Here is a 20967-nt window from a genome sequence, read left to right as displayed (position 1 = left end):
CATCCGAACCGAGCGGCGCAGGTCAGCCCTGCTCCGGCGGAACGTATCCGCCCACGTGCCCGCCACCGCCAAACAGGAATTGAACTAGAGCGTTCGCCAGTACCGCATTCGCTTCGTCCGAAGTCGCGTCGAGGCGATATTCGTTGATGACCATGCGCATATGCTCACGCCACGCCGCCCACGCTTCGGCCGAGACGTGCTCCTGCACCTGCTTCTTCAGGTCCGCCCCCCCCAACAGCAGAGCCATCCGCAGGGCCTGTGAACCCTCCGGCGTGGTGGGATCGAGTCCGGGAAGCTCTTTGCCGAGGCGAGCGCATTTCACGGTCGGTGCGGCCATGGTCACTCCTTCATCACTGACCTTGTTGCAGGAAGGATAGGCGCTCGGCGGCCGGCTGTCCCGCGCCCCGACCGGCGCTATGATCCCGTCCACGGAGGACGCTCCGGCAGGCGGTTTCCGGCCGGGTACCGGGTCGGCGTCCACCCGTCGTGCAAACCCCGTACGCTGTCCCCAACCGCGAGGAGCGCTACGTATGAAGCGATGGAAGCAACGTTGGGTCTGGATCACACTGGGGGTCGGACTGCCGTGGTGGGCTGCCTGTCGTCAACCTGTGGCTACCAACGAATCCCAACCGCCCGCGGCCGATCCGACCGCGGTACAGAACACGAAGGACGTCGAGATGAGCGCCGCCACTGCCACCAGTCCGCTGGACTTCACGATGCTCGATATCGAGGGCCTGCCGGTCTCCCTGTCGCAGTACAAGGGGCAGGTTGTGATGTTCGTGAACGTGGCGTCGAAGTGCGGCCTCACACCGCAATACGAGCAGCTCCAGGCGCTGCACACGCGTTACGAACCACAGGGTCTGCGCATCCTCGGCTTCCCGGCCAACAATTTCATGGGCCAGGAGCCCGGTACGAACGAGCAGATCCTCGAGTTCTGCTCGACGCGCTTCGGCGTCACCTTCCCGATGTTCGCGAAGATCTCGGTCAAGGGGCGTGATCAGCACGAGCTCTACAAGTGGCTGACCTCCGAGACGACGAACCCCGGCTTCGCTGGGGAGATCGACTGGAACTTCGCGAAGTTTCTGGTCGGTCGCGATGGTCGAGTCATCGCCCGGTTTACAGCGCGGACCAAGCCGGACGATGCGAAGGTCATTGCCGCGATCGAGGAAGCCCTGAAAGCCCCCGCCCCACAACGCTCCTAAGCGTGTGCAGGCGACCTGCGGGCGCCACGGCCTGGCTCCCCGTTCCCCCGGTAGTGCCCGCGCGTTTATACTGCGGACGCAGCCGCCAGCCGGACCGCGGGTGCGCTACAACTTACGGGGCAGCGCCAGACGCCTCGAGCGCCGCCGCACACGCCCGGGCGTCGCGGCGCGGGAGCCCAGCATGTCGATCACACTCGCTTGTATCGGTGGTCGCTCCGCGTACGACCTGATCGAGGCCGGAGCCCTGCTCGCGGAGCGCATCGGTCCCCAATCCACCCCGTTCGGCGCCTCGCAGCCGATCTACCGCTGTCATTCACGGCACGGAGACTTCTACTTCCTCTCACGGCACGGCGAGAGTGGCTACGAGCGCACGGCGAGTTTCATCAACTACCGCGCCAACATCTACGCGCTCAAGGATCTCGGCACGCGCGCCATCGTTTCCTGGAGCGAAGCCCGGGCGATCAGTCACAATTTCAAGATCGGGCAGTACGCGGTGATCGACGACCTCGTCGATGAAACCCGAACGCGCACGCAGACCTTCTTCGAGGAGCAGGGCTTCGGTCATCTGCGGCAGTGGCCTGTTTTCTGCCCCAGTTTGCGGCAGGCGCTGCTCGACACGCTCGCGGCCGAGAACTGTGAGTACGCTGCGCGCGGCGTCTATGTCTGCGTGGAAGGGCCGCGGCACGAAACACCGGCCGAGTCGCGCAAGTACGCGATCTACGGCGGCGAACTGCTGGGGCAGGCCCTGGTGCCGGAGGTGTTCCTCGCAAAAGAGCTGCAGATGTGCTATGCAAACCTGTGCTATGTCGGGCGATTCGCCGAGGACGGCACGAACTATCGCCCGTTCGAAGACGGCCGCGTGCTGGGCGAGAATGTCGAACAGAATCGCGCCCGGGCGGCGGTGGAGCGCATGCCGCGCCTGCTGGAACGTTTCTGCGCGCTGCTTTCGCAGACACCCTCCATCTGCAGTTGTGAATCCGCGATGACGCCCTACATGACCAGCGGCCAACTCGGCCTCGACTGGCGCACGTGGCTCTCCCCGCGACACCGCCCGCCCAACGGTACGGAGTCGCGATGATTCTGCGCGCCGCCTGGGTCGCTCCGGTCGCCGCCCCCCCCCTGCCCGACGGCGCTATACGGGTGCTGGATGGGACCATCGCCGCCGTCGGTCCGGCCCAGGCACTCACGCCGGCTCCGGGCGAAGTCGTTCGCGAGCTCGGCGATGTGCTGCTCACTCCCGGTCTCGTGAATCCCCACACGCACCTGGAACTGACCTGCTACGCCGGCCAACTGGCGCCGGCAGCCCTGTGGGACTGGCTGCCGGCCCTCGTGCAACTGCGCCGGGCACCGGGTCAATTGGAGCGTGAGCGCGCGGCCGTGCGAATCGGAGCGCTCCAGTCACTGGCCGCCGGCGTCACGTGCGTCGGTGACATCTCGCGGTGCGGCTGGCACGCCGAGGTGCTGCGACCCCTGCCGATCCGCAAGGTCTGTTATTTCGAATTGCTGGCGCTGGCCGACCATCCGCCGCGGACGGTTGCCGAGTTGCGCGCGGGGGTGGCCGGTGTGCCGCAGGATGAGCGGCTGCGCGTGGGGGTATCGCCGCACGCGCCGTATACCGTCTCGGCGGGCGACATCCGGCGCGCCCTGGAGTTGGCGGCCGAGTTCGGCCTGCCGTGGTGTATGCACTGGGCCGAGACAACCGAGGAGGTGGCCTTCGTGGCGGGCGCGCCGGACGCACTGCCGCCGTGGCTCGCCGACCTGGTGCGGAAGCAGGGGTGGTCGAGTCCGCGGCGGCCGGGGTGTGATTTACTGGAGGAGGTGGCGACAGGTTTGCCGGCGGGGCTGCTGGCACACTGCAACTACGCGACGACGCAGGATGCGGAACGGATCGCGACCACAGGTCACACCGTGGTGTACTGCCCGCGGGCGCACCGGTTCTTTGGGCACCCGCGGTATCCCCTGCGCGAGCTGCGGGCGGCGGGTGTGCGGGTGGCGCTGGGGACGGACAGTGCGGCGAGCAACGACGATCTCGATCTGCGGGCGGAGGGACGATTGGTGCTGGAGCAGTTCCCCGAGCTTTCGCCGGGGGAAGTGCTGGCGATGATGACGCGCGACGCGGCGGTGGCGCTGGGGTTGGGTGCGGAGCTTGGGACGCTGGAGGCGGGGAAGTGGGCGGACCTGGCGGCGTTTCCGGTGGAGGTGGGCACGCACGGCACGGGGGAAGAGGTGTTGGTGGCGTTGTTCAAGGACCTGCGCCGTCCGACGGGGGTGTGGGTGGCGGGGGAGGTGGTGCGCGTCGAGGGGTAAGGAGCGCAACCGCGCGCGAGTTGATTGGAAGCGGAATGGAGGGAGTGGGGGAGGTTGGCGAAGCGGGTTGTTGGTGCCCTTCACTCGAACGATTGCAACAAGTAGAGGTTGTCCGCGTCCTGCGCAATCTGCATGTTGCCTATGAGCAACAAGATGCAACATGATAGGTTTGGGCGACGGTCGTACCGTTTCATGTTCGCGGATGAATGCGTTCATGGTGGAGAGTTGTGGTGAGTGGCCGGACCTGAGGGATGAAGAGCGAAGGTGCAGAGGTTGGGATTACCATGCGGGCTTCCGATATTTGTCTTGACAGATGCACGGGGGGGGTAGACTGTGGTAACTGCCCGTAGCGACGGGCGGCGCGGGGCAAGCCGCGGGGACTTGCAACACTTCTGGAATCGAAGGGGAATTCGACGATGTGTGCGCGACTGATTGTAGTTTGTGTGCTCGTGCTCGTGTTGGGTCTGGGGACGCCGATGCTGGCCAGTGAGATTGCGGTTCCGATCGGGTGCGGGGAGCTCGACGCACCACACACGTGCTCGGGATTCCCGGTTGGAAACACCGCAACCTGCAAGTGTGTGGGCGACGTGTGGGGCCGTACCTGCCAGGGAAGGGGCTGGCATTCAACGGTGTACGCGCCATCCTCTTTCACCGCCACGTCGCCCGGAAAACTCATCTACAGCAATCCTCAGCCGTGCGGCTATCGCTGGCTGTGTGCTACGAATGACAAAGGAAAGGAAGGCGAGCCGTGTCTCGTCGAGCCGGGATGCCAATTTTGGCATGGATTCGGGATCATCGAATCGAGTTTCCTGCATCCCAACCTCTTCACCGACGATGAGCCATGAGGCTATCTCAAAACCTCTGAAAGCAAGAGAAGCGTACAGGTCATATGCAAGAAGCCGCTGAACAGGCAGCTCGACTTCTCCCAACGGATGCAGAGCCGGCGGTAGTTCTGGATCCAGGAGATCGTCCGCTCCACCGTCCAGCGCCGCTTGGCGCTGCAGCGGCCGGCGGTCCTGTGTCACATTCTCCGGCTTGCGGTTGCCGCGATGCGGCGCGATCATTTCCATGCCGCGCTGTGCGAGCTCTTCGTCGAGCTTGTCGCTGTCGTACGCCTTGTCGCCGATCACGCGCGGCGGCGTCTCGCGCGTCAGCACGAAGTCGAACAGCGCCTGCACGCAGCGGCTCTCGTGGGCGTCCGCCGGCGCGGTATCGATCGCCACCGGCAACCCGCGAGCATCGACCAGAACCATGATTTTCACGCCTTTTCCGAGGTGGCCGCGCCCGATCCCATCACCGCCGCCCCGGGCCTTGGCGAAGGTGCCGTCGATGAAGCATTCGTACACGCGGTACGCGCCGCGCCCGTTCGACCAGGCGTCCGGCGGCCCGCATGGCCTGCTCAAAGAGCCCTTCGCGCGTCCAGCGCTGGAACCAACGGTGCACCGTGGCCCGCGCCGAACTCGCGCGGCAGGTCCTTCCACTTCGCGCCGTTGTCCAGCATCCAGAAGATGCCGCGCAGCGTCCGCCGCTTGTCCGCGACGGGCCGGCCGCCCTTCGGACTCTTCGGCCGATCCGGAATCCTGTCCGCCAGCCAATCCAATTGCTCATTCGTGAGTGTCAACATGCATCATTGTACAAAGTCAACAGGTGTCCCGGTTTTGAGATAGCCTCATGTCTCTGGTGTGTTGTCGGCTGTTGCTTACGTGGTCGAATTGTAATGGACATTGAGTGCCGTCACCAGTAGCAGTGTGTGCGCTGCTCGGGTCAGTCGTGAGGCACGCACTCGACAATAGGAGCAGTGATTCATGTCAGCCAGCATGAGGCGAAACACGATTATCATGCGGGTCATGCGCATCACGGCGTGCGTGGGTCTCGCGAGTGGAGTAGTTGGTCAGACCCGGGCTCAAGGAGTTGAAGCCGAGTGGGGAGAGGGTCGGCCGGAGGCCCTGCGGCGCTTCGAAGAAGCCCGGGCGATGATTGCGGCAGAACTGCGGGTCCGAAGGTACATGCCGGAATGGGGTATCTTTCAGACGCGGTCGACGGTCAACGGGGACTACGTTGCTTTTCACCTCGACGGTACAGAAGATGGAGTCACTGGAACAAACACAGAGGGGGAGCCAGTTCGATTTCCTGTGTCGCGGCTGCGCACATCCGACGGCTATTGGGAAAAACACCGCCGCGCACTCTCCGCCCGGGCAGAGCTCGCGGAACGGGCCTACGAAGGTAGGGTTCTTGATTATCGATCGCTGGGCATGGTAGCACGACCCGCTGCGCTCATGATGTCGCCGACAACCACCATTGCCGGCAATCTGCAGAGGTCGGGTTCCGGCAGTGCAATCGAGTATCGTGAAAGTGTGGACGAGAACGGGCTGCACATCGTCGAGGCACGCATTCGGGACGACGAGCGAACCTTCAAGTGGCAGCTCGATCCGGCGCTGAACTGGAACGCGGTCGAGGTCGAGGAACGGCTGGGTGAGCAGGTCGCGATGCGCGTCGTGCTGGACTACGAGTGGATCAACGGGGTCTGCGTGCCGGTCAAGGCGGTGTATGCCGACGGACGTGACAATGTCCTCGGCAGCACCGAGGTCGAGTACCTGAAGGTCAATACGCCCGACATTCCGGACGTGCTGACACCCGCGGACATCGGCATCTGGTCGGGCATGCCCGTGAGGTTGGAAGGCGCACCGGAGCAGATGATGTGGTCCGAGCACGGACTGGTCACGTTCACGCAGTGGCGGGAACTGCGGCAGCAGGGCCTGGTCACGCGCGATCCGCGCGTGGAGGCGATGTTCCGGGCGGCGGATGAGCGTGCGGCGCGGGCCGCGGCCGGCGAGGCCGCGGAGTCCGATGGTGCCCCCACCACGCAGCCGGCGGCGGGTGACCATGAGGCGTATGCCAAGCGCACGGCGCGGCTGTACGCCGAGGTCGACGCGGTGCTGGTCTCGAAGTGGGACGACTGGGACCAGTACGTGCTCGAGTTCATCCGGCGCTACGAGCTCGATCCCGGCCAGGTGGAACAGTGCAAGCGCATCCTCGCGGAGGCCAAGGAGCGACGCGACGGATATCTGAAGCGCCGGGCCGACGACCTCCGCCGCGTGAAGGAGTCCCAGCCGAAGACCGCGGGCGACATGCGGCTGGCCGAGGAACGCCTGAACCTGCTGCTGCGGCCGGTGAACCAGACGTTCGAGCGGCTGAAGGCGCGGCTGGAGACGATCCCCACGAGGAAGCAGCGCGAGGAAGCCCGCGCGGCGGAAAAGCGGAAGCGCGCCGAGACCGAGAAGGCGGGCGAGCCGAAGGGAGCGACGGGCTGATAGCGACGGGAGCTGACCGGTAGGGCCACCGAGTGACCGGTGGGTGGACGGTGGAGGGGGCACGCTGCGTGACCTCCCTGGGGTCCTCCCTGTGAGGGGGACGGTCGGCGCACGGAGGCGAGGAGTGCTCGCGCTGCGTCCGCGTGACTCAATCAACCAGCAGTTGCTTCAACTCGGCGACGTGCTCGGACTCCACCGCGATCTGCTCACGGATGAAGCGGTCGAGCGCGACCTGCCCTTCCACGCGCCGCAGCGTGTCCTGGTAGGCCTCCAGTGCCGCCTCCTCAAAGGTCAGTGCCATCTCCAGCGCCTGCTTCGCACCGATCGATTCCGGCGGCAGCGAAATGCTCACCTCCAGCTTCGGCACCGCTCCGAGCGAGCGGATTTTCCGCGCGATCACCTCGGCATGGTCCACCGTCTCCTGGAAGGCCGCCTTGAGCACCGGTCCCACCAGCAGCTTGTCGATGCCGCGCACCGCGTATGAAAGGTGCAAGTAGCGCAGCGCGGCCTCCACCTCTTCGGCGAACAGCCGGTTCAGCTCCTGCACGGCGTCTTCGGATGTAAGGTGGCTCAAGAATCGCTCCTCGGTACGGCTTGCTCGGAGACCGCGGCGGCCAGGCACTCATCGGCACAGGTGGGACAGCCCTCCGGATCCTGCCGGCAGGCAGCGGACGCCCCCGCCCACGCCCGTACGAAACTGCTGGTGCGGGCCGCATCCGAATCGAAAAACTTCAGAAAGGCGAGCACATGTTGCGCCGTCTCGTTGCTGACGAGGTGCTCCAGCTTGCAGGCGTCGATCTCCGCCTGCTCCGGCTGCACCCCCAGCACCTCCGCCAACAGGCGACGCAGCAGCAGCCGTTTCGCCTTGACCGCCCCGACCAGTTGCTGACCGGTGTCCGACAGCCGCAAGTGGCGGTTCTCATCCTGTTCCACCAGCCCCGCCCGTTTCAACGGCTGCAGGGAGATCGAGACACTGCCGCGCGTGATGTTGAGCTGTCGAGCGACATCGGAGACGCGGGCATACCCCAAGCGCTCGATCAGGTCGTGAATCGCCATGAGGTGATGCGCGGCGCTATGGGTGATGACGTTTTCGTCGAACTTCTTCCAGGTATCGCCGGTTTCCAATGCGGGCTCCCTCAGCAGTGGCTTCGGTACCGAATTGTACGGGCGGTGGCTGGAACCGACAGCCCGGCCCCGGCGAATTCCCCCGGCCTTACGGCGCGTCGCAACCGGAATGGTTCCCGAGAAGATCCAACTTGAATTCGACGGCACGCGACGGCATGATGGGGTCGTGAGGAGACACAAAATGTCTATGTTCGAACTTACCCCAGATACAATATATTGTGGCGACTCGATCGAACTGCTGAACGCCGCGCCGGCCGGCAGCGTGGACCTCGTGTTCGCAGACCCCCCCTTCAACATCGGTTACGTTTACGACCGCTACAACGACGACCGCCCCGACGCCGAGTACGTGCTCTGGACGCGCGATTGGATGGCGGCCTGTGTGCGCATCCTCAAATCCACCGGGTCGTTCTACATCGCCATCGGTGACGAGTTCGCGGCCGACATCCGGGTGCTCGGTCGCGAGCTGGGCCTGCACCTGCGTAACTGGATCATCTGGCACTACACGTTTGGACAGAGTGCCAAGACCAAGTTTGCCCGCGGTCACACCCACATCTTTTACTTCACGAAGGACCGGACGGAGTTCACTTTCAACGATCACCTGTTGCGCTTCCCGAGTGCCCGCCACACCGAGTATCAGGACTTGCGGGCGAATCCCCTCGGGCGCTTGCCGGATGACGTGTGGACCGAGTTTCCCCGGGTGTGCGGCACCTTCAAGGAACGTGCTGGGTTCCACGGCTGCCAGATGCCCGAAGCACTGCTGATGCGGATCGTCTCCGCCAGTAGCAATCCCGGCGAAGTCGTACTCGACCCCTTCATCGGCAGCGGCACCACGGCGGCGGCGGCCAAGCGTCTCGGGCGCCGGTACGTCGGAATCGACCTGTCGCCCGAGTACGCGGCACACGTGCGGGCGCGGCTCGAGCCGCTGCGCAACGAACTAGGCGCCCGGCCGGTGGACGGTGTCTGGCCTGCGCTGCACGAGGAGATGCTGCTGCAACTGTACCGTGAAACCGGGGTGGCGCTGCACAACCTGCTGCCGAATCTGGTGGCGCTGAAGGTGATCGCAACGTCGTTGAGTGCGCGGGCGGGGACCACCTACACGGCCGAGGCAGTCCGCGAGCGACTGGAGGCGCTCGGCAAGACCAAGGTCATGCCCAAGCTGCCGAACGACCTGCCCTTTGTCGCGCGCCGCCACGCGAAGCAGGAAGGGAAGCGGTACGAGCGCCGGATTCTGCGGCAGACCACGCGCCGCCGGAGTCAGGCCGGGGACGCGCCGCCCGGCGAATCCCGGCAGAGGGCGATCTGACCCCGGGTGCTGGCTTTTCGTGGCACGGGCCCGAATAATGAGGCGCGTGACATGGAGGAGCTGCGATGCCGGAGTACGATGACCCATCCACCGCGGACGGCCTCGATCAGGGACGATTGGCGGCCGTCGCTCTGACGGTCCTGGGGAGTCTGAGTGCCCTCGTAGCGCTGGTGTGGGCACTCGGCCACTTCTGGGATCTCAGCCATCGGGAGCCGGAGCCCGCGCGCCTCACCGAGTATCTCCAGGTGGTGGCGCTGCTGTTGGCCAGTTGGGGCTTCGCGGCACTGCTGTGGGGCACCGCCGAGATCCTGCGTCAACTGATCGACGCCCGGGACCAGGCCGCCATGGGCGGAAATACCCCGCGACCGGCGAACACGGACCCGCGCGGTGACAAGACCATGCACCTGCTGTCGGAACTGGTGCACCTGACGCGCGAGGTGCGCGACATCAATCTGCTGAGCGACGACGAGCGTGCGGCGCGGTTGAGAAATGAGTCGGCGGACCTCGTGCAGCAGCTCGAACTGATGGTTCCGACCTTACTGCGTGAGCACAATCTCGCCGAAGCGCACCAGCGGTTGCAGCGGGCGCGCGAGCGATTCCCCGGCCTGCCGGTCTGGGATCAACTCGCCGGCCAGGTCGAGCAGGCCCGGCAGAAGTTTGAGACACACGACGTCGACGCGGCGACACGCGAAGTGGACGAACTGGCGTCACTGGGGGCCTGGGATCGGGCGTTGGATACGGTGCGAACGCTGCGGCAGCGACACCCGAACTCTGAGAAGGTCGAGACGCTGGCCCGGCGCGTCGCGGCCGCGCGCGACCAGGCGACCTCGGAGGAGCGCTCCAAGCTGATGTCGCAGGCCCAGGAAGCCACGAATCGGCGGGACTGGGAGGCGGCGCTGCGGATCGTCGAGAGCTTCATCGTGCGGTTCCAGAACTCGCCGGAGACGCTCGAATTGCGGCAGCAGTTGCCGACGCTGCGGGCGAACGCGGAGATCATCCGGCGGCAGCGGATGGAAGGGGACATCAAGGAGCTGATTCGCAAGCACCAGTTCGCGGAGGCGCTGGAGATTGCGAACGAGCTGGTGGCCCGCTACCCGGACTCGCCCCAGGCCGTGGCGCTGCGCGAGCAATTGCCCCGGTTGCAGCAGAAGGCGACCGAGGCAGCGGCGAGCTGAACACGCCGGGGTACCTCTGTTCGCCCCCAGGTGTGCGTGATGGCGACGCGCTGGTCGGTGGCAGACCCCCGGCGGGTATTCGCTCGGGTGGGACCGTATCGCTGGGCTGCGGGACTGCCCTGCCGTTGCCTGCGACCTGCCGACCCCCTTCCCCTGGCCGGCCCAAACCAATATCCTACCTCTTTGTCCGGAACGGCCCCCGGGGCCGCGGCGACACGGGTCGCTGCCCCCCTGCGGCCAGCGCCACCCCTTGGACCTCGGAGTCGGACGCATGCGGAAGCCCGTTACCCTGATCACCGGCGCCAATGGCGAGATCGGCCACGGCCTCATCGAGTACCTGCGACACCAGGACAGCCACGACATCGTCGCGCTCGATCTCAAGCCCGTCGACGAGCACCTCCAACCGTACTGCCTCGCCTCCATCACCGGCGACATACTCGACGATTTCCTGATGGGCCGCCTGGTCAGCGAGTACGAGATTCACGCGATCTTTCACCTGGCCGCCCTCCTCAGCACCCGCTCCGAGTACACCCCCGAAACCGCCCACAGTGTCAACGTCGAGGGCACGCTCAAGCTGATTCGCCTCGCCCACGAACAGGCCCGCTGGCACGGCCATCGTGTGAAGTTCCTCTTCCCCAGTTCCATCGCCGCGTACGGCCTGCCCAACCTCGAGGCCAAGCAGCGCGCCGGCAAGGTGCGCGAAGTCGACTGGAACTTCCCCACCACTATGTACGGCTGCAACAAGCTCTACTGCGAACACCTCGGCCGCTACTACACCTTTCACTATCGCCAACTCGCGGCCGAGTGGACCGCCAGCGGCGTTGACTTCCGCGCGATCCGCTTTCCGGGCCTGATCAGTGCCCTGACCATGCCCACCGGCGGCACCAGCGATTTCGCCCCCGAAATGCTGCACGCGGCGGCCCAAGGCAAGCCCTACGCCTGCTTCGTAGGACCGGAGGCCCGCATCCCTTTCATGGCCATGCCCGATGCCATCAAGGCCCTCATCGCGCTCGCCGCCGCCCCGCAGGAACAGCTCGGCCAGTGCGTCTACAACGTCGGCGCGTTCAGCCCTTCAGCGGCCGAGGTCCGGGCCCTCACGCTCGAGGCCTTTCCCAGCGCCGAGATCCGCTTCGAGCCCGACCGCGCCCGCGAGCAGATCGTCAACACCTGGCCCGCGGATGTGGACGATACGCCCGCCCGGCGCGACTGGGGGTGGCAGCCGGACTATGACCTCCAGCGGGCGTTCCACGAGTACCTCATCCCGAGCATCTCCCGCTTCTACGCCGAATCGCACCCCTGACAAACCGCGATCCGCTCTGCCCCGCTTGCCGGCGTCCCCGCTCGCGCCATGACGCAACGGCCCGTTCCGGGCTGGCCCGGCCCCGGGCCAGCCCCACGTTTCCAGCGGCACAATTCTTCTTGGGAAAGGACGCCCGATGTGATATTCTGGGGCGTCGCGTGGTGGGGGCGGCTGGCCTTCGGCCGCTGCCATGCGCGGTCTGACGTCGAACGGGCGACGTTGGACCATCGGGTATTCTGTGATTCGCCTGGGTTCATTTCTGGAGGAACGTGATGAAGCACCTATCATGGGCCACGATGGCCGTTCTCGGACTGTTCGCAATCCACGCAACCGCTGATCAACTTCTCGTCGTCGACGGCTTCGGCGGCGTAGGTCGCGTGATGCTCTTCGACGCCAGTGATGGCACCCTGGTCGAGGAGAATTGGATTACCGACGTCGGGCTGCCATTCACCTTCTTCACGCCGAAGGAAGCCGCACACGTCGGCCAGGAGATCTGGATTTCCGACCAGGTGCGCGATGCGATCTTCCGTTTCGACCTCGATAGCAACTATCTCGGTTCGATCACGACGTTCCTCGGCGACTTGCCGCTGGACAATCTGCGCGGGATGGGGGTCTCCGGTGACCGCGTCTACCTCGCCCATTGGCCGACCACCAGCGCCAACCGCGGCATCGCGGTGTACGACTTCGCCGGAACGCCGGTCGATTTCCTGCCGCTCAATCTCAGTCTTTTTGACGCCGAGCCGTACCAGGGCGGCCTGCTGATGTCGAACTCGACCAACAACAGCGTGCGCCTGTACTCACTCACCGGCGTCGAGCAGAGCATCTTCGCGGCGGGCTTTAGCACGCCGCAGCAGGTGGTGATCCTCGACGACAACTCCGTGCTGGTGGCGGGTTCGCTCGGCGGAACCGAGATTCGTGGCATCTACCATTTCGAGAGCGACGCCACCTTGCGGGCGTTCATCCCCGCGACACTCTTCGGCAACGCTTCGACGCGCGGCGCCTACCTGCTGGGAGATGGGGCCTACTTTGTTGCCACCGCCAGCGGGCTGTTCAAGGTGCGGGCGGTTCCCGGGGGCGGCTGGGATGCCATCAACGTGTACCCCGCGGCCAACGGCCAGTATGTCACGCTGCTGCGCGCCCCGGGCCCGGTGCTCTGCGCCGGCGATCTGAACTGCGACGGCGTGGTGAATTTCGCCGACATCTCTCCGTTCATCGCCGCCATCAAGGCCGGCAGCCCCGACAACTGGCCCGTCGATTGCCCCTGGCTCAACGGCGACCTGAACGGCGACGGCACGGTGAACTTCGCCGACATCAGCGGGTTCATCGCGCAGATCAAGACTGGGCACGTGTGCCCGTAAGCCAGCCGGAAGGTGAGACCGTGTGAACGGCACGGTGTGGACGCAATCGCTGGTGCGAGAGTGCCATCTCGCACCAGCGCCCTCTCAACGAAGACCGCGACCATGAAGGGCAATGCGGCGATCCGCTTTTCAATGGACCCTCCGGCGACGCGGATTCCGGCGTCGGGGTGACCGGCCAGACGCCGGTGATGACGGAGCAGCGGCGCTACCTGGCGGGGATGGGCATTCTCGCGGACCAGACGGTCGACCAGAACGCCTTCGTGCGCTTCTTCCACCGCGACCTGATCGGCTCGACGACACAGACTTCCGACGAGACCGGCGCCCTGGGAGCGGTCACAGCCGTATACACGACCTTTGGCGAGCCGGTCCGTGTGAACAGCCAGGGTGGCGACACCATCAACGGCTCGCCGCCGGGCGAGCCGGACCTCCCGCCCGCCCCTTGCGCTGGATGGGGAAGGAGGGTGCGCCCGAGGGGGAACCTTGGGGCCTCATGGTTCCCCCTCGACGATCGCCGGCAAATCCTCCTTATCGCCGAAGGGACAAGTGTCTCACTTGCCGTGAAGGAATACACACTCGACGTACACGGGCGCATCGAGCACAGCGGCATGGGAACATGCCTTGTTGACAGCGTGAACGATCACGTAGCTTGCAGCGACTGTGGGTGGGGCCACTTAGCGTTCTTCTTGGCTACGGGTTGATATGGGGCTATGTGATGCAGTGACGCCGTGTGGCGGCACCGGATCGCAGGAGGCGAGTTTGCGACATTCCCTGCGACCCCGCCGGTGCACTGCGAAAGTCCAGAATGGCGCTCGGCCTCGCGTTGTATCGAAGAGGGTAAGTGTCCGGTGATTCTCCGCTTCAACTCGGTGGCGCACCGAGGCAACATGCCACCCGAGAAGTGGCGCGGCGTATCGCGAAGATTTCCGCGCGGCACTTGCGGAAGGAAGCGACGTGGCAGGAATACCCGTATCGGCTTCTGACCGGCTCCCCAAGGGCTGTTCTGCGAGATATCAGAGTCGCTGAACCCGTCTCCGGCCGTATACTGTGCCACCATGCGTGTCGTGCCCGGCGACTTCTCCGATGAGCGTTCCCCACGCTTGCTGGCGCCGCGCGCGCGGCGGATCCTGCTGATCAAGCCGAGCTCGCTGGGCGACATCGTCCATGCCCTGCCCGTGCTCGCCGCACTGCGGGCGGCCTATCCCCACGCCCACATCGCGTGGCTCGTCGCCAACGCCTTCGCGCCGCTCCTCGACAAGCACCCGCTGCTCGATGAAGTCATTCGCTTCGACCGGCGGCACTACGGGCGCATGCTGCGCGACCCGGCCGCGGCCGCAGCGTTCGCGCGGTTCGTCCGCGACCTCCGCACGCGGCGCTTCGATCTCGTCGTCGATCTGCAGGGACTGGTGCGCAGCGGCTTCCTGGCGTGGGCCAGCGGGGCCACCTGGCGCATCGGCTTCGGAAACGCGCGCGAGTTCGGTTGGCTCTTCTATACCCATGCCGTACGGCCAGGCGCGCGGGAACGCCACGCCATTGACCGCAACCGGGCGGTGGCCCAGCGGCTGGGGCTGCCGCGGCCCCGGAAGGAATTTCCGTTGGGGCTGCGGGCGGCGGAGCTGGCTGCGGTCGGAGAGCTGCTGGCACGCGCGGGGGCTGGGGCGCCAGAGCACGACCACGACCCTGGAGGAGCGCTGCCGCGCGCCGGGCGGACACCGGCCGCACGGAAGCAGCCATTCCTGGCGGTCGTGCCCGGTGCGCGGTGGGAGTCCAAGCGGTGGCGGCCGGACCGGTTGGCGGAGGTGATCACGCGGGCGCACGAGGAGTTGGGGGCGCCGGCCGTGTTGCTCGGCGCGCCGGATGATCGGACTTACACGGACGAAATCCGCGCAGCCCTGCGAGTGCCGGTGGTGGATCTCGTCGGGCGCACGACGCTGCGCGAACTGGTGGCCGTGCTCGCCCTAGCCGAGGTCGTGCTGTGTCACGATTCCGGCCCGATGCATGTGTCCGCCGCATTGGGGCGGCGGGTGGTGGCGGTATTCGGACCCACCGATGTGACGCGGACAGGCCCCTACACCGAAAGCGGGCGCGTGGTGCAACGAGTGCTGCCATGCGTGCCGTGCCGGCGGCGAAGGTGTCCGCTGGGACATCACGCGTGCATGCAGGAGTTGGGGGCGGAGGGGGTTTATCGGGCGGTCCGGGAAAGCTGGCTGGCGCAGGCGGTGCCGCCGCTCCCGGTGCTTGGCAGCGCGGCTTCCGCAACACAGATTTGAGTTCCCTCCCAACTTGCCCGAATTGCACACTTTGACAGTACGGATCGCGTGCGCCGCGCGGCGCGCCGGCCTCCCCCGCAGCGCCGCGGGATTCAGTCGCGGAGGGGCTGCGAAAGTCAAGCGCACCCCCCATTGAGCCGACCCGATAAGCGAAGGATGTGGTTCGCGGGTCGCGCTCTCCAGCGGCGACCGTGAGGAGTTCTTGCCATGCCGAATCGCCGTAACACCGTGGCCTGCGCGCTGGCAGGCCTGGGGGCCCTCACCCTGCTGAGTACCGGCTGCGCGCCGGACTACCGCTGGTGCCTGATCGATGGCAACTGTGGCGGCGGGGACAGCCGCGTCGCCGGCAGTGTGTTTGCGCGCAATCGCGACGGGACCTTCAGCGAGGTACTGATCCAGTCGCGGACGTTCACGCAGGGGCGGGTGGTTTCGACGACCACGTACCGACCCGCGGACATGCAGCGCACGCCGGTGCTGGTGGACTTCAACGGCGACGGCAAGGTCGATCCGGTGGTCGCCTACAACAATGACAAATCCGGCGTGATCCAGATCTTGCTGAGCTATGGCCCGCCGGGGACGGTGCAGTTCCAAAGTCTGACACTGGACGGTGGCGGGAACTCGTGGGCGAACCTCCAGGACATCGCCGTTGGTGACATCGACGGCGACGGAAACCTCGACATCGTTGCAGCAACCCGCGACGGCATCGTCTATCTCCGCCACCCCTCACTCTCAGACCGCACGCACGTGCTGAGTGAGTGGGGTGCGGCCACACCAGAACTCGAACTGCTCGACAACACCACGGAGATGATCTCCGAGGACGAGCTGCAAGTGCTGATCAAGCAGGCGATCGGACCGGCGGCGGATGTGAACAACTACCTTGTGACCGTCGAACAGGGCTACACAAGCGTGGTGATCGGCGATTTCAGCAACAACGGCAACAACGACATCGCCGCATCGCGCCGGCTGCGCGTGAGTCTGGAACCGCGGCCCGACCTGAACCTGGAACCCGTCGAAATTGTGGCCGGCTCGATCCAGGTGCTGCTGAACCCGGGGCGGGCGGTGGACGGCCGGGGCTGGGCCTCGATCGTCGTTGGACAGCACGAGCGCCATAACGTGCTCGATCGCGAAGGGGCGCGGCACCTTTACGCCTACGACGTGGACGGTGACGGCGACCTCGATCTGGTTTCGACGGCCGTGGACGACCGCAACGTGCAGGTGGCCTGGTTCGAGAACCCGGGTCGTCCGGGACCGATCGATGTCGGGTTGCCGTGGACGCAGCGCCGCATCGGCAGTGTGCGCGGGGCCTTCACGATCGACGTGCTGGATATCACCGGTGATGGCCGCGTGGACGTGGTGGCGACCAGCCCGGACCAGATGCAGCTCGTGCTCTTTGTGCAGCCCGAATCGGTCCTCGACCGTGGCTATGACTGGTTCACGGTTCCGATCGTGAATTTTCAGAGCTTCGAGCCGCGCACCGTGAAGGGCATCGACGTGGACAACGACGGACAACGCGAGCTGGTGGTCGGCGGCACGAATGGCGCCTTGCGCTATTTCAAGCCGGGTCCAACCCCACTGCACGAGTGGACCGGCTACGTGATCATGGATTTCCAACCCGCGGGTGACGTCGGTTTCCTCGGCTACGGCGATCTCGATGGCGACGGCGACGTCGATCTCGTCGTGGTAATCGACGCTCCGGCGGCGAATGCGAACCGCGTGTCCTGGGTGCGCAACGAGCTGATTTCGACGCCGTAGGGGCGCGGGGTGTGGAGCAGGCGTCCGTTACGGCGGGCGCGCCGCGGTCGTGCCGGCTCGGCCGGTCGCGGTCCGCGAGAACGCGACCCCTGTGGGGGTCCGGAGACGAAGCGATGTATAAGCAGAATTTGATGCGCAAAGCGAACCTGGTGGTGGCAGCGTTCCTGGCCGGCACGTGCGTCGGCAGCGGCTGGGCACAGAACGGCGTCCTGGTGGAACGTTTCCAACTGATCGAACTGCCCGCTAAGGATGGCGGCGAGAGCCGCGCCTATGCGGTCAACGATATCGGGCAGGTGATCGGCTGGATGGCGGTCGGACAGACGCGGCATTCCGCGCATTGGCACAACCGGGTCACGACTGACCTGCACGGACTGGTGCATTTCGAGTTGAAGCACCCGATCTTCGACCAGGACCGCAGCGAGGGTTATGCGATCTCGAACGGTGGCCAGATCGTCGGTACGGCTTGGACCATGGTGGACTGCGACCCGAGTGACGTGCTCGCGACGCACGCGTTCGTCGCGCGGCCGGCCGTGCTGACGGACCTGGCGACGCCCTATCCCGGTGATGCGCTGACGAACCTGCTGACGCTCGGACATCCCTGCATCGCGCACGACAGCGTGGCCACCGGGATCAGCAACAAGAACCACATCGTGGGTTGGGCGGACCGGACGGACGGCGTCATCCATGCATTCCTCGTACGGCCCCAGGGCGGGCGCTTCAGCATCGATGCGAACCAGGACTTCGTGAACGACCTCATGATTGACCTCGGGATCATGTCTTCGGCCGCGGACCCCGTGAGCAGCGCGCACGCAGTGAACGATCTCGGTTACGTGACCGGCTACGCCTACGTGACCAAGGCCGACGGCACGGTGGCGTACCACGCCTACCTGCTGATGCCGCTGGATACGGACAACGACGGCGTGGGCGACACCTGGTTCATGGATGCGAATGGGAACACGTCGTTCGAACAGTCGATCGCGAACGGCGGCAACGGCGTCAATGTGCTGATGCTCGACCTGGGCACCCTGGGCGGAACGAACAGTTGGGGCCGCGACGTCAATAACAACGGCCTGGTCGTGGGAGAGTCGGATTTCCGGTCCGCCAGCGGGGAGCGGGTCACGCGGGCCTTTCGCTGGTCAGCCGGCACGATGATGGACCTCGGCACGCTGCGTACCGACCCCAATCGCGGATCGAGCTCAGCGTCGGGTGTCAACGACAGCGGCGACATCGTGGGCTGGGCCGAGAACGATCGCAGCGAACGGCGCGCATTCGTGTACCGCAATGGCCAGATGCAGGATCTCAATACGCTGTTGTACCTGTTGGATGAGAATGGCAATTCCGTCACGCCGACCATCACCTTGACGGAGGCGCGCGATATCAACGCCGACGGCGTCATCGTGGGATGGGGTGCGATCAAGGGCTCGAACGGCGTGGCGACGCGAGCGTTCCTGCTGAGCCCGGTGCTGGTCGATCCCAGCGTGTTCGACCCCAATCAGAATGTCCCCGACGGCGAGTCGCCACGGCCGGTGACACCCGGCGGCGCCACGGCCCCCCTGTTCTCGAGCCAGACGGATTTCGGGCCGCCGACGACAGGTGGCACGGGTGGGACTGGAGACGGCGGCGGGGGACCGGTCGCACCGGCGTTCGGGTTGTGCGGCGCTGGTGCGCTGACGTTCCTGCCGGTGATGCTGGTCGGACTGGGTTGGATGCGGTTGGGAAATCGGAAACGGTAGGCACGCGACATAGCCGGAGCACCGCACCGGCCTGTGACGAAGTGCAGCGGGGGGGTGTTGATAGGTGCGTCCGGTACCCCATCTGACAGTCGGGGTGCAGTGCACCAGCCCAACGCCGCGGCGCCCGCGGGGGCGTTCTGTGTGGGGAGGCCGCCGGTGCCTCCACCGGCTGGGCCTAGGGTCGGAAGTGGGGACAAAGAGACGGGTTTGACCGTTTTGCCTTGCGGGTGACCGCGCGGCGGCGTTACCCTGCCGATGTGGGGTTGCGGCAGCGGCGCCGTGTACCGCCATGTCGGTAGGCCAGCAGTTTACGGGAGGATCACGTAATGTTCATTCCGGACCCGGCCCTGCGGCTGGAGGATGCCGCACGTCTGCGGCTCGACGAGCATGGGATGCTGGCAGAGGATCTGCCCTGCCGGAAGTGCTCCTACAACCTCCGCGGTCTCTCGCCGGAGGGCCGCTGCCCCGAGTGTGGCACGGCCGTGGGCTTGTCGACCCTCGGGGATCTGCTGAGATATGCCGACCCGAATTGGATCCGCACGGTCGCCCGGGGAATCACGATCATCCTATGGATGATCCTGGCGTCAGTACTGCTCGGCTGCCTGGGCGGGACGCTGCTGGCTACTGAGGGCTTGCAGCAAGCCCTCTCGATCGGTTTGGGGCTCGTCAGTTTCTACGGTGTTTGGCTCATGACGGAGCCGGACCCCAGCGGCCTCGGAGAGGATCCAACGATAACGGCGCGCAAGGTGATCCGCTTCGCATTGCTGGTCGGAATCGGTGCACAGGTGCTCACGCTCGCCACCGAGCAGCTTTCCCCGCCGGGTGCGGTCTTGATCGTGTTCGCCGTGCTCGGCGTCATCGCGACTCTCATCGGCCTGGTGGGTGAATTCGCGAAGTTCACTTACTACGAGTATTTGCTGCGACGCGTGCCGGATCCGAAGCTGGCCGGCCGGGCACGGTTCCTGAAATGGGGCTTCGTGGTCTGCCTGGGGATCATGTTGCTCGGCGGCATCCTCACCGTCGTCAACTTGGCACTGAGCGGCGCAACCGGGGCCGGCCCGGGCCTCGGACCCGTGACGGGTGTGATGTTCCTGATAATACCGGCTGGAATCGGCATGCTCGTGTTCGGCATCCTGACCCTGCTGTTGCTGCTCCGGCTACGCTGGGCGCTGCTGACCGCGGCAGAGTCGTCCGAGGCGGTGTGGAGCGCGGCTGGTGGGATCCCGGCCGTGCACTGAGGCCGACGCGTCGGTGGACGCCCATGGGGGCAGAGGAAGCAGGCCGTTGAAACCGACCTACGGCCGCCACTCAATGGTGACGTTCCAGCCGAGTTGCCCGTAGAAGGCGGTGAGGACCGCTTCGGCCTGTTGTTGTGCGCGACTGACCAGATCCGGATCGTCGAGCAGCGCGCTGATCTGGGCCTGGGCGGCCCGCATGGCGTCATGGAGCAGGTCGACGCGGGGGTCTGCGAACGGATTCAAACTCGCGAGCCCCGTCTTGCGCAACTCGAAGATCCGAGTCGCATCGTGGTCGACACGTGGGCGGTCCGGCCGCGGACGCGGCAGGCGGAGCGTCGCAGTGCGCGCAGCGGTGTCGACGGCTTCGATCGCGATCGAGTCCATGTCCACGGAAATGTCGCCGTCCCCTTTCACAATCACCGCGGCCCGGCCGCCGCGCGTGGTGCCCTCGATCACATCCGCGACGCGAATCCGCAGCACAGCCAGCCGCGCCAGCGCCCGGACATCCTCGATGCGGGGCGCGGCGGAGACACTGGCAAAGGCGGAGCGCGGCGCGTGCGCGGCGCCGTACTGGTAGGTCATCCACAGGATCGTGCCAAGACCGGCCAGGATCAGCGGCCAGGCAATGAGTCCTGGGACGCGCAGCGCAGGTGTCGCGGGAGCGGAGGTCATGGGAAGTCATCCGTGACGGTGGGATGGCCGACGGAGCGCCACTCGGGCAATCCGCCGGTGCAGGCACAGGCATGCACCCAGCCCGCGAGGGCCAGGGCGGCGACCGCGAGGAGCAGCCAAAGCACACGGGGCAGCGCGCGTGTGGCATCCCGCCACCGGAACATGATACGCCCATCCGTGGGTCGAGGTTGCAGCAACCCTTACAGCATAACAGACCAAGCGGA

General features: G+C 66.0%; 20 protein-coding genes. 13 read left to right on the top strand and 7 right to left on the bottom strand.

All coding sequences use genetic code 11. The features are described from left to right. Window positions 1-22 precede the first annotated feature (22 nt). On the bottom strand, window positions 23-337 hold the full coding sequence (locus IPM18_15150; GenBank protein MBK9120916.1) for a Fe(2+)-trafficking protein: 315 nt from the start codon (window positions 335-337) through the stop codon (window positions 23-25). Window positions 338-716: 379 nt separating this feature from the next. Between IPM18_15150 and IPM18_15145 the strand changes: the two genes are divergently transcribed. From IPM18_15145 to IPM18_15135, 3 genes are all read left to right on the top strand, one after another. After that, complete coding sequence (locus IPM18_15145; protein MBK9120915.1) at window positions 717-1202, top strand: glutathione peroxidase; 486 nt, start codon at window positions 717-719, stop codon at window positions 1200-1202. Between the two features lie 181 nt (window positions 1203-1383). Beyond that, window positions 1384-2280, top strand: coding sequence for an MTAP family purine nucleoside phosphorylase (locus IPM18_15140; GenBank protein MBK9120914.1), 897 nt, complete (start codon window positions 1384-1386; stop codon window positions 2278-2280). After that, window positions 2277-3509 carry an amidohydrolase family protein gene (locus IPM18_15135; protein MBK9120913.1) on the top strand — a complete coding sequence of 411 codons (1233 nt, stop codon included), beginning with the start codon at window positions 2277-2279 and terminating at the stop codon, window positions 3507-3509. Before IPM18_15140 ends, IPM18_15135 begins: the two co-directional genes overlap by 4 nt. A 623-nt stretch (window positions 3510-4132) precedes the next feature. On the opposite strand, the gene IPM18_15130 is transcribed toward IPM18_15135, so the two are convergent. Both IPM18_15130 and IPM18_15125 read right to left on the bottom strand, forming a co-directional pair. Continuing rightward, window positions 4133-4855, bottom strand: coding sequence for a transposase (locus IPM18_15130; GenBank protein ID MBK9120912.1), 723 nt, complete (start codon window positions 4853-4855; stop codon window positions 4133-4135). A gap of 53 nt (window positions 4856-4908) precedes the next feature. Further along, the gene (locus IPM18_15125; GenBank protein ID MBK9120911.1) at window positions 4909-5133 is read right to left on the bottom strand and encodes a transposase; all 225 of its coding nucleotides are present in this window, start codon (window positions 5131-5133) and stop codon (window positions 4909-4911) included. A gap of 1178 nt (window positions 5134-6311) precedes the next feature. Here IPM18_15125 and IPM18_15120 point away from each other — a divergent pair. Then, window positions 6312-6578, top strand: coding sequence for a hypothetical protein (locus IPM18_15120; protein ID MBK9120910.1), 267 nt, complete (start codon window positions 6312-6314; stop codon window positions 6576-6578). 390 nt (window positions 6579-6968) lie between these two features. Here the strand turns inward: IPM18_15120 and IPM18_15115 are convergent, their stop codons facing one another. Next, window positions 6969-7394 carry a ferritin-like domain-containing protein gene (locus IPM18_15115; GenBank protein MBK9120909.1) on the bottom strand — a complete coding sequence of 142 codons (426 nt, stop codon included), beginning with the start codon at window positions 7392-7394 and terminating at the stop codon, window positions 6969-6971. Beyond that, window positions 7391-7945, bottom strand: coding sequence for a metal-dependent transcriptional regulator (locus tag IPM18_15110; GenBank protein MBK9120908.1), 555 nt, complete (start codon window positions 7943-7945; stop codon window positions 7391-7393). Before IPM18_15110 ends, IPM18_15115 begins: the two co-directional genes overlap by 4 nt. Window positions 7946-8126: 181 nt before the next feature. Between IPM18_15110 and IPM18_15105 the strand changes: the two genes are divergently transcribed. The 9 genes from IPM18_15105 (at window position 8127) to IPM18_15065 (ending at window position 20071) form a co-directional block, all read left to right on the top strand. Beyond that, window positions 8127-9248, top strand: coding sequence for a site-specific DNA-methyltransferase (locus tag IPM18_15105; protein ID MBK9120907.1), 1122 nt, complete (start codon window positions 8127-8129; stop codon window positions 9246-9248). A 65-nt stretch (window positions 9249-9313) separates the two neighbouring features. Beyond that, complete coding sequence (locus IPM18_15100) at window positions 9314-10423, top strand: tetratricopeptide repeat protein (GenBank protein MBK9120906.1); 1110 nt, start codon at window positions 9314-9316, stop codon at window positions 10421-10423. A gap of 271 nt (window positions 10424-10694) precedes the next feature. Then, window positions 10695-11723: an NAD-dependent epimerase/dehydratase family protein gene (locus tag IPM18_15095; protein ID MBK9120905.1), complete on the top strand. Its 1029-nt coding sequence runs from the start codon at window positions 10695-10697 to the stop codon at window positions 11721-11723. Window positions 11724-11995: 272 nt separating this feature from the next. Next, window positions 11996-13081: a hypothetical protein gene (locus tag IPM18_15090; protein MBK9120904.1), complete on the top strand. Its 1086-nt coding sequence runs from the start codon at window positions 11996-11998 to the stop codon at window positions 13079-13081. 167 nt (window positions 13082-13248) lie between these two features. Next, complete coding sequence (locus IPM18_15085) at window positions 13249-13779, top strand: hypothetical protein (protein ID MBK9120903.1); 531 nt, start codon at window positions 13249-13251, stop codon at window positions 13777-13779. A 354-nt stretch (window positions 13780-14133) separates the two neighbouring features. Next, the gene (gene waaF / locus IPM18_15080) at window positions 14134-15348 is read left to right on the top strand and encodes a lipopolysaccharide heptosyltransferase II (GenBank protein ID MBK9120902.1); all 1215 of its coding nucleotides are present in this window, start codon (window positions 14134-14136) and stop codon (window positions 15346-15348) included. 207 nt (window positions 15349-15555) lie between these two features. Beyond that, on the top strand, window positions 15556-17100 hold the full coding sequence (locus IPM18_15075; GenBank protein ID MBK9120901.1) for a VCBS repeat-containing protein: 1545 nt from the start codon (window positions 15556-15558) through the stop codon (window positions 17098-17100). A 131-nt stretch (window positions 17101-17231) separates the two neighbouring features. Next, window positions 17232-18833: a DUF3466 family protein gene (locus tag IPM18_15070; GenBank protein ID MBK9120900.1), complete on the top strand. Its 1602-nt coding sequence runs from the start codon at window positions 17232-17234 to the stop codon at window positions 18831-18833. Between the two features lie 326 nt (window positions 18834-19159). Continuing rightward, on the top strand, window positions 19160-20071 hold the full coding sequence (locus tag IPM18_15065; protein ID MBK9120899.1) for a hypothetical protein: 912 nt from the start codon (window positions 19160-19162) through the stop codon (window positions 20069-20071). A 57-nt stretch (window positions 20072-20128) separates the two neighbouring features. Here IPM18_15065 and IPM18_15060 read toward each other — a convergent pair whose 3' ends face one another. Then, window positions 20129-20743, bottom strand: coding sequence for a DUF4230 domain-containing protein (locus IPM18_15060; GenBank protein ID MBK9120898.1), 615 nt, complete (start codon window positions 20741-20743; stop codon window positions 20129-20131). Continuing rightward, window positions 20740-20907 (bottom strand): hypothetical protein, encoded by a 168-nt coding sequence (locus tag IPM18_15055; protein MBK9120897.1) that lies wholly within the window; start codon window positions 20905-20907, stop codon window positions 20740-20742. The genes IPM18_15060 and IPM18_15055 overlap by 4 nt, the downstream gene beginning before the upstream one ends. Between the last annotated feature and the right edge of the window lie 60 nt (window positions 20908-20967).

The sequence above is a fragment of the Phycisphaerales bacterium genome (assembly GCA_016716475.1).
Classification (GTDB): Bacteria; Planctomycetota; Phycisphaerae; order UBA1845; family Fen-1342; genus JADJWG01.
This window is presented reverse-complemented; position numbering and strand designations above follow the sequence as displayed.